This is a genomic window from Actinosynnema sp. NPDC091369 (genome assembly GCF_044757065.1).
GTDB lineage: Bacteria > Actinomycetota > Actinomycetes > Mycobacteriales > Pseudonocardiaceae > Actinosynnema.
Map to the genome: position 1 here is coordinate 898,522 of NZ_JBIVUG010000002.1, position 12,314 is coordinate 910,835.

Below are 12,314 nucleotides of genomic sequence, written 5' to 3' on the forward strand. Positions count from 1 at the left end.
GCTAAGCCGGTGAGCAGGGGACTCGACTCGGCAAGGGGTTCGGTGGAGCACAGGACGCTCCGGGGACCGGTGTCTGTAGCGCAGGTCACACCGGCGAGCCGACCGTAAGACCACTTTTGTACGGAGTCAACGAAAGAGTGTTCAAGAAAGACAAAAGTACGACGAACGGCGGCATCGACAGTCCACAGTGGACCAGAGAACGCGCGCACGCCGACGGGCCGACACCCGTGCGGTGCCGGCCCGTCGGGCCACCCGGTGGCCGCTACCTCACCGGGCGGCCTCCTTGTCCGACGCCGGGATCCCTTGCAGCGCCAGCAGGAGGTCGCGCACGTCGGTGGCGTCGATCCGGCCGGTGCGGTCCACCCCGTCCGGCACGTGCGGGTCCGAGCACAGCAGCACCGGGCCGTCGGCGGCGCGGTCGGGCAGCCTGCCGTGCGTGCCGCGCACGCACGACGGGTCGAGCGGCACGACGTTCATCGCGTAGCGCAGGCCCAGCTTCTTGCGCGCCAGGTTGAGCCCGGCCTTCGCCTTGGCCAGCCGGTCCGCGGGGTCGAAGAACAGCTCGGCGGGGTCGTAGCCGGGCTTGCGGTGGATCTCCACGCCGCGGGCGAAGTCGGGGGCGCGGTCGTCGTCGGTCCAGTAGTAGTAGGTGAACCACGCGTCGGGCTCGGCCACGGCGACCAGCTCGCCCGAGCGCTCGTGGTCGAGGTGGACCGCCGCCTGCGCCTCCCGGTCGAGCACCACGTCCACGCCGGGCAGTTCCGCCAGCACGGCCCTGGCGCGCGGCACGTCGGCCGGGTCGGCGACGTAGACGTGCGCGACCTGGTGGTCGGCCACCGCGAACGCGCGGGACGTCCACGGGTCCAGCAGCTCCATCCCGGCCTGCGCGTAGACCTCCAGCAGCCCGGCGGCGCGCAACGCGCGGTTGACGTCCACAGGCCGGCGCGCGGGCGTGATGCCGTACTCCGACAACGCCACGACCGTCGCACCGGCCGCGTCCGCGTCCGCGATCAGGGGTGCCAGCGCGGCGTCGACGTCCACCGCAGCGCGCACCGACTCGGGTGCGTCCGGTCCGTACCGCTGCAAGTCGTAGTCCAGGTGCGGGACGTAGACCAGCAGCAGGTCGGGTCGTTGGGCCTTCAGCACGCGCCGGGCCGCGCCCACGATCCACTCGCTGGACTTCAGGGCCGCGGTCGGACCCCAGTACTGGAACAGCGGGAACTCGCCCAGCTCGCCCACCAGCTCGTCGTGCAGCGCGGGCGGGCGCACGTACGCGTCCGGCGACTTGCGGCCGTCGGCGTGGTAGATCGGCCGCGGGGTGACGGTGACGTCGGTGGACGCGCCCATGGCGTACCACCAGCAGATGTTGGCGGCGGTGTAGCCGGGGCGGTGGCGGCGCGCGGTCTCCCACAGCTTCTCCCCCTGCACCAGGCGGTTGTGCTGCCGCCACAGGTGCACCTCGCCGAGGTCGCGGAAGTACCAGCCGTTGCCGACGATGCCGTGCTGCGCCGGGGTGAGCCCGGTCAGCAGCGTGGACTGGGCGCTGCACGTCACCGCGGGCAGCACGGTGCCCAGGTCGGCCTGCCACCCCCGCCGGCCGAGCGCGCGCAGGTTGGGCATGTGCGGCAGCAACGCGGGCGTCATGCCGACGACGTCGATGACCACCAGGGGTTTCATCCGCGGTTCCCTTCGCCGAGGTGGTCCGCCGCCCACCGCAGTTCGGCGGCGATGCCGTCCGCCAGGTCGACGGCGTCCGCGTCGGGCAGGACGGTCCACGTGTAGGTCTCGACCTCGACGTGCGGCGCGGTGTCCGCGGTGGCGCGCACCGCGTCCATCGCGGCCGTCAGCACGTCGGTGGTGGAGGTGAGCGGTGCGGCCGGTCGCGCGTGCAGCGGCACGTGGAAGTGCACCCGCCACGGGTGTTCGGCCGGCAGCGACGCCAGCGCCTCGGGCAGGTCGTCGGCCGCGAGCACGCCGTCCGGGGTGTGCTCCCGGACCTGGTGCAGGTAGCGGGGTTCGGCGAACGCGGCGATGGCGTCCCGGCCCTCCGCCGTGCCGGGTTCGGCGACCTCCAGCGCCGCGGACGCCTGCACCTTGACCACCGACAGCCCGGTGGCGTGGATCGACTTCACCGCCTCGACCGGGTCGGCGAAGGACACCGCGAGGTGGCACGTGTCCAGGCAGAGCCCGACGTGGTCGTGGTCGACCCGGTCGGCCAGCCACGCGACCGCGTCCGCCACGGTGTCCAGCACGCACCCCGGCTCGGGCTCGACGGCCAGCTTCACCGGTCGGCCGTGCCGGACCGCCTCGGCGCGCAGGAAGCCGGTCAGCTCGCCCAGCGCGGCCTGGGCCCGCGCGTCGTCGTCCTCGGTCCACGGCTCGCGCCAGGCCAGCGGCAACGTCGAGATGCTGCCGTACGACGCCGAGTCGGGCAGCAGGTCGGCCAGCACGGCGGCGCACTCCATCGTGTACGCGAGGCGTCGCGGGTCGGTCCACGTCGGCAGGTAGACCGAGTGCTTGACCACCTCGTCGTGGAAACCGCCGTACGGGAAGGCGTTGAGCGTGCTCACGGTCAGTCCCCTGGCCCGCAGCTCCCCCGCCAGGCCGCGGCGGGCGGCCGGGTCCTCGGCGAGGCCGCAGGCGACCGGTTCGGCCAGCCACAGCCCGAGGGCGAGCTCGTCCGCGCCCAGCCGCTCGCGGACCGGCACGGCGTAGCGGTCGAGCTGGGCGACGACGCCCGCGAGGTCTTCGGCCGGGTGCACGTTGGTGCAGTAGGCGATCGGCGTCATGCGCGCTCGCCCCGCAGCACGGAGTTGCCGGCGAACGTGTCCGCGGGCGCGGTGTCGTCCAGCATCAGCCGGCCGCTCTGCCCGTAGAACTCGACCGGGTTGTGCCACAGCACGCGGTCCACGTCGGCCTCGTCGAACCCGGCCGCCAGCATGGCCAGCCCGGTCTTGTGGGTCTTGAGCGGGTCGGAGCGGCCCCAGTCGGCGGCGGAGTTGACCAGCACCCGGTCCAGGCCGTACTCGCGCAGCAGGGCCACCATCCGGGTCTCGTCCATCTTCGTGTCCGGGTAAATGGAGAAGCCCATCCAGCACCCGGAATCGGCCACGGCGCGGACGGTCGTCTCGTTCAGGTGGTCCACGAGCACGCGTTCCGGTGCCAGCCCGGACTCGCGGACGAGGTCGAGCGTGCGGGCCGTGCCGGCGGCCTTGTCCCGGTGCGGTGTGTGCACCAGGGCGGGCAGCTCGTGCTCCACGGCCAGCTCCAACTGCCGGGCGAACGCCTCGTCCTCCTCCGGCGTCATCGAGTCGAACCCGATCTCGCCCACCGCCACCACGCCGTCCTTGGCCAGGTAGCGCGGCAGCACGTCCAGGACGGGCGTGCAGCGGGGGTCGTTGGCCTCCTTGGGGTTCAGCGCGACCGTGCAGTGGTGGCGGATGCCGAACTGCGCCGCCCGGAACCTCTCCCAGCCGATCAGGGCGTCGAAGTAGTCGGTGAACGACCCGACGTTCGTGCGCGGCTGGCCCAGCCAGAACGCGGGCTCGACCACCGCGCGCACACCGGCGGCGTGCATCGCCTCGTAGTCGTCCGTGGTGCGGGAGGTCATGTGGATGTGCGGGTCGAAGATGCGCATCAGCTCTCGCTCCTCAGCAGTTCGAGCGCGTCGTCGGGCACGGCGCGTCCGGCGGCCCGCCGTTCGTCGGCGTACGCGCGGACCATGCGCAGCAGTTCCGCGTCCGCGCGCCGGTCGAGCCCGGCCACGGCGTCGAGGGGGATCCCCAGGAACAGGCACTTGAGCACACCGTGCCGCCAGGCGTGCGCGTCGAGGTGGTCCGCGGCGAACGGTCCCAGCGCCGCCGCGACGAGCCTGGTGTCGTTGCTGCGCAACGCGTCCTTGACCAGGTCGACGCCGGTCTCGGGCACCGCGGCCCCGACCTCGGCGAGGGCGCGCAGGACGCCGCGCCGCTCGGCGTCGTCGCCGTGGCGGTAGAGCGCGGTCAGCTCCTCGGCCAACGCCCCCGGCTCGACGACCGCGGCGAACGCCGCCAGCAGCCGGGCGCGGGCCCGGTCGTCCACGGTGCCGTGCACCACGCCGAGCGGGTCGGCCTCGGCGCGCACCGGCGTGCGGCCGACGGAACGGCCGACCGCGGGGAACAGGGTGCGGATGGCCGCCGGATCGGACCGCACGGACCGCACGGCCCCGGCCAGCCACGGGTGGGGTGAGGCCGCGCGCAGCGCGCTCATCGCCCGGCGCGCCACATCGGGTGCGGCGTGGCTGTGCCGGGGCAGCTCCACGGCGGCGAGACCGGTGTAGCCGATCTCGTCCAGCGCGGCGAGCGTGGCGGGCAGGTCGAGGTCGCCCTCGCCGAACTCCAGGTGCTCGTGCACGCCGGGCAACATGTCGTCCAGCTGCACGTTCAGCAGCAGGTCGCCCGCGCGGCGGATGCACGACGCCGCGTCCACCGGCTCCACCGCGACGCAGTGGCCCACGTCCAGCGTGACGCCGAGGAGGGCGGGCGACCCGAGCTCGTCGCGCAGCCGCAGCGCCTGGTCGAGCCGCTCCACGAGCATGCCGGGCTCGGGTTCCAGCGCGACCGGCACGCCGTGCCGGTCCGCGCCGTCCAGGACCGCCGTGACGCCGGACCGCATCCGCTGCCACGCCTCGTCGTCGCCGACCCCGGGCGGCACGATGCCGGACCAGAACGAGACGCAGTCGGCACCGAGGCCGGCCGCGATCTCCAGCGCCCGCACCAGGAAGTCGACCCGGACCGGCTGGTCGTCGCTGACCAGCGTCGGGTGGTGCTTGTGGCGGGAGTCGAGCAGGTACCGCGCCCCCGTCTCGACCACGGCGCTCAACCCGAGGTCGGCCAGCCGCGCGGCGACCCGGTCGACCTGCCGCCCGACGTCGGGGGCGAACGGGTCCAGGTGGTGGTGGTCGAGCGTGAGCGCCACCCCCGTGTAGCCGAGGTCGGCGATGGCGGCGAGCGCGTCGTCGAGCCGGTGGTTGGCGAAGCCGTTGGTGCCGTACCCGAGGCGGAACGTCATGTCGGACCCACTTTCCGGCTCAGCGCGCGGGCGAGGGGCAGGACGAGCGCGACGGCGACCGCGGCGGGCAGGGCACCGCTCCGGGCCAGCAGCGCGGACTGCAACGGCACCATGCCGTGGATGCCGGCCTTGGTGGCCGAGCGCACCGCGCCCGCGCCGGGATCGCGCACGGCGGCGAGCTGCGCGCGTCCCACCGTGCCGGCGTACGCGGCGGCCCCGGCGAGCGCGCCCAGCCGGTGCCGCCAGGTCGGGACCGGGCGGGCGATCGTGGCCGCGGTGGTCGCCACCGTGCCGCCGAGCACGGCCTTGGCGGTGCCGGGTGACGCGCCGTGCACCTCGCCGCGCGACAGCACCGTGACACCGGCGGTGTGCGCGGCCATCGCGGCGGCGGCGGGCAGGGCGGTGCGGGCCCGTTCCCGTCCCGCGCCCATGAGCACGTCGAGCGCGCGGCACACCGCCATCGCGAGCGGTCCGGCCGGGGTGTCCTTCAGGACGGTGTCGTAGGACCACACCGCGACGGCCAGGGGCGCGGCGACGGCGAGCGCGTCACGCCCGCCGGCGGCCGCGGCGAGGCCGAGGCCGGTCGCGCTGAGGGCGGCGGCGGTGGTCAGCGCGGCACGGGGGCTGATCCGGCCGGACGGTATCGGGCGCTCGGGGCGTTCCACCGCGTCCAGCGCGCGGTCGGCCCAGTCGTTGAGCGCCATGCCCGACCAGTACAGGGCGACCGATGCCAGCGGCAGCAGCAAGCGCTTGCCCCGCAGGGGTGCGCCGGCCGCGGCGGCGCCGACGAGGGTGTCACCGAGCACGGTCAGCGCCGCCGGCGCGCGGACCAGCTCCGCGTACGCCCTCACGCCAGCTCCTGGGCCCAGCGGTACAGCTCCCGGGTCTGCTCGGCGAACCGGTGCTCGTCGCTGCCCAGCGGGTCCTTGAAGAAGAACGCCAGCGCTCCGAGCGGTCCGGTCCGGCCGGCCGCGTGGGCGGCGGCGACGAGCCGGGTCAGGTCGAGCACCAGCGGCGCGGCGAGCGCGGAGTCGATGCCCGTCCAGGTGAGCTGCAACGACATCGGCACGCCCAGGAAGCCCTCGAAGGACACGTGGTCCCAGGCCGTCTTGCGCTCACCCAGGTCCGGCACGTTGTCGATGTGCAGCGGGGCGGTGACGTCCTTGCCCAGCAGCGCGGCCAGGCCGCGCGCCTTCGACGCGATCTTGCTCTCCGCGTGCGCCGGGTCCTCCAGCGTCGCGCCGTCGCCACCGCCGAGCAGGTTGGTCCCCGACCACGACCGCACCCGCAGCGCCCGCGCGCCGAACATCGGCGCGAGCACGGTCCGCAGCAGGGTCTCCCCGGTCTTGCCGTCCCGGCCCGCGTAGGGCAGCCGTTCCCGGCGCGCGAGCTCGTCCAGCGCGGGCAGCGCGATGCCGGTGGACGGGGTGAAGTCGACGAACGGGCAGCCCGCGCGCAGCGCCGCGTACGCGGCCACCGAGCTGGGCGGCAGCACCGCGCGCGTCGGGTCGGCCAGCGCCGCCTCCAGCGCCGCGAGGTCGTCGTGCTCGGGCGCGTCCGGCACCGGGGGTTCGGTCGAGGACACGTTGACCACGACGACCCGCGCCAGGCCGTGCCGCTCGCGGAACCCGGCGATGTCGGCGGCCAGCCGCCGGGCCGCGTCCGCCTGGCTGCCCCGGTGCGTGACGGGGTGGTAGCCCGCGCGGACCTCGCGGTCGGCCGCGCGCAGCCCGACCGCGACGGCCTCGACCAGGCGGTGCGGCAGCACGCCGCTGTCGGCCAACCGCTCGGCGCGCTCGGGCAGCGCCGTGCCGACCACGTCGTGCCCGCCGACGACCAGGTCGTCCCAGCCGGGCAGCGGCACGCCGGCCAGCTCCGGCAGTTCGGTGACGCACCCGGTCGGTGGCGCCAAGCCCCGTTGCAGCGCGAGCAACCCGGTGATGGCCGTCGTCGCGACCGATCCGCGTGCGCCGATCAGCCACAGCCCGGTGGGTCCGTCCGCCATTGGCCGCCCTCCTCAACCCGCTCAGTCGGTGGTGGCCGCGGGCGCGGAACGGCCGTGGCCGGCTCGATCACCTCGGGTGGCCGCGGCACGGGAACACCTCGTCACCGAGGGTGTTAGGCGCGTCACAGCCATGTGGCGAACGCTAAGGGGGCTAATGGCGGGTGTCAATCAAAAGTCCGCAGGGTTTCGGCGGACGACAGCCAGATGTCGGGCATCCTCTGGTTCAATTGACCGGTGAACGCTGACGTCCCGCTCCTGGGCTCGGCTTCGGCCGGGGACCTCCTGCGGTTGCTGCGCGACGGCGTGCCCCGCACGCGCAACGAGCTCACCGCGGTGACGGGCCTGGCCCGCTCGACGGTGCGGGCGAGGCTGGACACCCTGCTGGACGCGGGCCTGGTCAGCGACGGCGGCAACGAGGCGTCGACCGGCGGACGGCCGGCCGGGAGGTTCGTGTTCAACGCCCGCGCCAGGGTCGTGCTGGCCGCCGAGGTCGGCGCCACCCACGCCACGGTCGCCGTGACCGACCTGACGGGCGCGCCGCTGGCCGTGCGCCGGCTGGAGCAGGACATCGCCGACGGCCCGGACGCCGTGCTGGCCGGGCTGGTCACCACCTGGCGGTCGTTGCTCACCGAAGCCGAACTCGACTCGGTGCGGCCCGCGGGCGTCGGCATCGGCCTGCCGGGCCCGGTCGAGCACTCGACCGGGCGGCCCAACAACCCGCCGATCATGCCCGGCTGGGACGGCTACGACGTGCCCGCGCGCGTCGGCGCGGAGTTCGGCGTGCCGGTCCTGGTCGACAACGAGGTCAACCTGATGGCGCTCGGCGAGCACCGGACGTGCTTCCCCGACGCCGAGCACCTCATCGTGGTCAAGGTCGCCACCGGCATCGGTTCGGGCTTCATCAGCAACGGGATGCTGCACCGCGGCGCGGTGGGCGCGGCCGGCGACCTCGGCCACATCCTGGCCCCGAACGCGGGCGACGTGCCGTGCCGCTGCGGCAACACCGGCTGCCTGGAGGCGGTCGCCGGCGGGCCGGCCATCGCGGCGACCCTGCGCGCCGGCGGGATCGAGGCGCACACGAGCGCGGACGTCGTCGCGCTGGTCCGGGCGGGCAACCCCGAGGCGGGCAAGGCGGTGCGGGAGGCGGGCCGCACCATCGGCGAGGTGCTCGCCACGTGCGTGAGCATGTTCAACCCGTCGCTGATCGTCGTGGGCGGCACGGTCGCGCTCGCCGGCGAGATGCTGCTCGCCGGTGTGCGGGAGGCGATCTACCGGCGTTCCCTGCCGCTGGCGACCGGGAAGCTGCGCATCGTGCCGTCCCAGGCGGGCGACGACGCCGGCGTCCTCGGCGCGGCGGCGATGGTGGTCGAGCACGTCCTGTCCCCGGCCGTGGTGGACCGGGACCTGGCCTGACCTCCGGCGGTCCCCGCCCGCGCACGACCCACCGAGCTGGAGGTGCCGAGGCATGGTGTCACCCGACGCGGTCGACCGCGCCCGACCGGTGCGCGACGTGGTGGCGTGGAGCCGCGACCTGGTCGAACCCGCGCTGCGCGAGGCGGTCGACGCGCTGCCCGCTCCCCTGCGGCTCGTCGCCGGGTACCACCGGGGGTGGTGGGACGAGCACGGCCGGCGGACCGACGCGGCGGGCGGCAAGGCGATCCGCCCGGCGCTCACCCTCCTGGCCGCCGAGGCGGTCGGGGGCACGGCGAGCGCCGCCGTCCCGGCCGCGGCGGCGGTGGAACTGGTGCACGACTTCACCCTGCTGCACGACGACGTCCTGGACGGCGACCGGACCCGGCGGCACCGCGCGTCGGCGTGGCACGTCTTCGGCCTGGACGCGGCGGTCCTGGCGGGTGACGCCCTGCTGGCGGCGGCGTTCGACGTGCTGGCCGCGAGCGGGCACCCGGCCGCGCTGGTCGGTGTGCGGGTGCTGAACGCGGCGGTGCGGGACCTCGTGGAGGGCGAGCAGGCCGACCTCGCGTTCGAGAGCCGGCAGGACGTCGGTGTGGCCGAGTGCGTGGCGATGGTGGAGCGCAAGACGGGCGGCCTGTTGGCGGGCGCGTGCGCGCTGGGCGCGTTGTTCGGCGGCGCGGAAGCCGTGGCGGTGGCGGGGTTGCGGGACTTCGGCCTCCGGCTGGGCGTCGCGTTCCAGCACGTCGACGACCTGCTGGGGATCTGGGGCGAGCCCGGTCGGACCGGCAAGCCGGTGCACGCGGACCTGCGCGCCCGCAAGAAGTCGCTGCCCGTGGTGGCCGCGCTGACCTCCGACACCCCGGCCGGGCGCGAACTGGCCGAGCTGTACCGGGAACCGGTTCCCGCCGACGCCACCCGCGCCGCCGACGCCGCTGACCCCGCCCAGCCGCGCCGGAACGACCCGGCCATCCCCGATCCCACCCGCGCGACCGACCTGGCGCGGCCGAACCGGCTCGCCTCCGCCTCCTCCCCCGCGGCCGGGCAGCACCGGCGGGACCCGGACTCCGATGCGGCGCGCGCGGCCGAGCTCGTGGAGCGGGCCGGTGGCCGGGCGTGGAGCGAGCGGCAGGCCGAGCTGCTCCTGGCCGCGTCCCTGCGCCACCTGCGCTCGGTCGATCCCGTGCCGCGGGCCGCCGCCGAGCTGACCGCCCTGGCCCACGCGATCGTCCACCGCGACCACTGACCGCGGGCTAGGGCCACTCCCACCGGATGCCGAGCACGCCCGAGCTGACCGCCGAGGCGACCAGGTGCACGGTGCCGTGCGCGCTGATCATCAACTCCCCGGTGGGGTGGCGCTCGTCGGCCAGGTCGAGCTGCGCGAAGGAGTGGCACGACCTCGGCCGCGCGCCCGGGTGGAACCGCACCTCCAGCACGTACTGCTCAGCCGGGTAACGGAAGCCGCACGCGAACTCCGTGGACACCCCCGCCGCCGGGTCGACCAGCTCGGTCTCGAACACCCACGTCTCGCCGGCCCGCAGGACGTGGTCGAACAGCAGCTCGTACACCAGCACCGGCGCGCCGGCGTGCGGGACGAACCGGCCCAACCGGCAGTTGCCCAACGGGCGCGGGCGCACCGCGGCCGGCACGCACGACGGGTTGCCGTAGTACCGGGCGACGTACCGATCCACCCCGTCGCGCAGGGCGCGCACCGCGCAGCGGGTCCACAGCGACTCCGTGCGCCGGGCCCCGTCGATGACGACCTTGTGCTGCACGCTGACCAGCTCCACGTCGTGGTCGTGCGCGCCCGGCACGGTGTCGAGCAGTTCCGCGACGGGGGTGAGGTCGTGGATCGGCGCGCGGTGGGTGTGCACCGGCCGGCCGCCGTGCGCCAGGAGCCGCACCAGCGAGCGCGGCGGCAGGTCGAGGACGTCCTCCAGCGCCCGCACCGCGCGCAGCGAACCGGCCGTCTCCGGCCTGCTGTGGCCGTTCTGCCAGTTGCTCAGGCTGGACAGGCCGACCCGGACGCCGCGGCGGGCGAGGTGGAAGCGCAGCCGTTCCAGCGTCAGCCCCCGCTGCCGGATCGCCGTGCGGAGCGCCACGTGGAACGGCTCGGTGCACAGCCGGGCGTCGACGTACCGGCCCGCTCCCTCGTCCCCGGATCGCGTCATACCACCACCCGCACCGACCGTCCCCCGTCCGAGGGAATCGTAGCCCGGCAGGCAACCGTTCCATCCACTGTGGACAAGGGACGTCGGCCGGTGGTCGCGGGACCACCGGCCGGCGTCCCGCGCTCACGGGATGGTGACGCCGAAGTCGCGGTTCGCGGTGGCGAAGTCCTGGAACCCGATCCGCGCCCCGCCGGCCCTGGTCACGGTGCCGTTGGCGACCACACCGCCCGACCCCGCGGAGTACACCGACCCGCCGCTGTCGCCGGGCCGCGCGGAGGTCAGCCCCTGCACCTGCTCGGCCTCCACGAGGTCCTCGCGGTCCTGCCAGAAGAAGATGACCTTGAGGTCGCACACCGGTCCCCCGGTCTGCTCCGCGCTGGTGACGCCGGACTGGCACAGGTGCTGGCCGACGAACACGTGACCCCAGCCGACCACCTTGACGCCGCTGTTGCTGTCGCCACCGCCGACGTACACGTAGTCCTCGCTGGACGTCGGGATGAGCGCGATGTCGTGGTCGTCGTGCCCCTGGCTCACCGTGCCGATGTACTCGCCGGTGCGGTCGGCGATGCGGTGGCCGGGTTGCCCGCAGTGCTCGGCGGTGAGCAGGTACCGCCGGTTCGAGCCGTCCCGCACGCCGAAACCGGACGTGCACAGGGAACTCGCCGTCTGGTTCCACGTCCGCGCGCCGCCCCACCACGGCGGTGAGTCGTTCTGGCGGGAGACCTCGCGCAGCGGCTCCTCGTGGCGGACCGCGAGCGGCACGTCGACCCGCTCGCCCAGCATCGCGAGCCCCGTGGCGGTCGCAGCGCCGACCCCCGGGTGGGCGGCCAGCACCAGACCGCTGCCGTCGCCGGGGCTCTTGACCCCGTGGAACCCGCTGTCCGGGTGGGTGTCCAGCCACTGCCGGACCTCCGCCGCGGCGGCCGACAGCTCCGCCTCCGAGTGCGCGGCCCGCTCGACGCGCACCGCGGCCTTCCGGGACGCCCGGCCCACGGCCGCCGTGATCGCGGCGGGCACGTCCCCCTTCCACCACACGGTCACGTCGTGCTCGCCCAGGACGATGCCGGCGTACCCGGCGTTCGCGCCCCGCTCCACTTCGGCCCGGACGGTCTCGGCCGCCTCGACCAGTGGCCGCTGCGCCTGCGCCCGGTCCCACCCGGCGGTGGCCGGCGGCACGACCTCCGCGCGGGCGGGCACGGCGGTCGGCGCGACGATCACCCCCGCCACCGCCAACGCGGCGGCCAGCAGGACATTCGCCCGACTATTCCTTCTCCTCGATGAATTCACGGTCCGACTCCTTGTCGACGGGGGACGAGGGGTGCCGCGGCCCGCACGGTCGTGCGGATAGCCGAATGCGGTCGGCGACCATCGGGGGAACCCGCATTCACCACGGTCGGGAAGCCCGCCGGCGCACGGCCTCCCGATCCGGATACCACCCGATCACCCACCTCCCGGGCAATGCGGTGACCCGCTGCCGTCGGCCCCGAAATTTCGACCTCCGCGCAACCCGGAACATTTCCGCAGGTAGAAGCAACGCGCCGAGCAGCATCCGAGCGGAAACGGCACCCGATCCGAGCCCGTGCGGTTGCCCGGGGCGCACGAGTCCGGTACGCGCGCACGCCCGCGACGGAACCGTTCCAGGAGCGCCGGGATCGCCGTCGGAACCTGACAAGGACTGT

At 74.9% G+C, this 12,314-nt stretch carries 10 protein-coding genes; 2 read left to right on the plus strand and 8 right to left on the minus strand.

Annotation, left to right across the window (positions count from 1 at the left end; genetic code table 11):
- Positions 1 to 267: 267 nt before the first annotated feature.
- The 6 genes from ACIQMJ_RS12170 to ACIQMJ_RS12195 are packed head-to-tail and all read right to left on the minus strand — an operon-like array spanning position 268 to position 7,054.
- The gene (locus ACIQMJ_RS12170; RefSeq protein WP_499760990.1) at positions 268 to 1,677 is read right to left on the minus strand and encodes an alkaline phosphatase family protein; all 1,410 of its coding nucleotides are present in this window, start codon (positions 1,675 to 1,677) and stop codon (positions 268 to 270) included.
- Positions 1,674 to 2,789, minus strand: coding sequence for a metabolite traffic protein EboE (gene eboE, locus ACIQMJ_RS12175; RefSeq protein WP_499760991.1), 1,116 nt, complete (start codon positions 2,787 to 2,789; stop codon positions 1,674 to 1,676). The genes ACIQMJ_RS12170 and eboE overlap by 4 nt, the downstream gene beginning before the upstream one ends.
- Positions 2,786 to 3,637, minus strand: a complete 852-nt coding sequence (locus ACIQMJ_RS12180; protein WP_499760992.1) for a TatD family hydrolase — start codon at positions 3,635 to 3,637, stop codon at positions 2,786 to 2,788. Before ACIQMJ_RS12180 ends, eboE begins: the two co-directional genes overlap by 4 nt.
- Positions 3,637 to 5,049: an EboA domain-containing protein gene (locus ACIQMJ_RS12185; RefSeq protein ID WP_499760993.1), complete on the minus strand. Its 1,413-nt coding sequence runs from the start codon at positions 5,047 to 5,049 to the stop codon at positions 3,637 to 3,639. Before ACIQMJ_RS12185 ends, ACIQMJ_RS12180 begins: the two co-directional genes overlap by 1 nt.
- A complete protein-coding gene (locus ACIQMJ_RS12190) occupies positions 5,046 to 5,900 on the minus strand; it encodes an SCO3242 family prenyltransferase (RefSeq protein ID WP_499760994.1) in 855 nt (284 codons plus the stop codon). Before ACIQMJ_RS12190 ends, ACIQMJ_RS12185 begins: the two co-directional genes overlap by 4 nt.
- Entirely contained in the window at positions 5,897 to 7,054 is a 1,158-nt protein-coding gene (locus tag ACIQMJ_RS12195; RefSeq protein ID WP_499760995.1) for an inositol-3-phosphate synthase, read from the minus strand. The genes ACIQMJ_RS12190 and ACIQMJ_RS12195 overlap by 4 nt, the downstream gene beginning before the upstream one ends.
- Before the next feature lie 234 nt (positions 7,055 to 7,288).
- Here ACIQMJ_RS12195 and ACIQMJ_RS12200 point away from each other — a divergent pair, with 234 nt between their 5' ends.
- On the plus strand, positions 7,289 to 8,467 hold the full coding sequence (locus ACIQMJ_RS12200) for an ROK family transcriptional regulator (protein ID WP_499760996.1): 1,179 nt from the start codon (positions 7,289 to 7,291) through the stop codon (positions 8,465 to 8,467).
- Positions 8,468 to 8,519: 52 nt separating this feature from the next.
- A complete protein-coding gene (locus ACIQMJ_RS12205) occupies positions 8,520 to 9,710 on the plus strand; it encodes a polyprenyl synthetase family protein (RefSeq protein ID WP_499760997.1) in 1,191 nt (396 codons plus the stop codon).
- A 7-nt stretch (positions 9,711 to 9,717) separates the two neighbouring features.
- Here ACIQMJ_RS12205 and ACIQMJ_RS12210 read toward each other — a convergent pair whose 3' ends face one another.
- Both ACIQMJ_RS12210 and ACIQMJ_RS12215 read right to left on the minus strand, forming a co-directional pair.
- Entirely contained in the window at positions 9,718 to 10,635 is a 918-nt protein-coding gene (locus ACIQMJ_RS12210; protein ID WP_499760998.1) for a helix-turn-helix domain-containing protein, read from the minus strand.
- Positions 10,636 to 10,758: 123 nt separating this feature from the next.
- A complete protein-coding gene (locus ACIQMJ_RS12215) occupies positions 10,759 to 11,853 on the minus strand; it encodes a chymotrypsin family serine protease (RefSeq protein ID WP_499760999.1) in 1,095 nt (364 codons plus the stop codon).
- Positions 11,854 to 12,314: the final 461 nt, after the last annotated feature.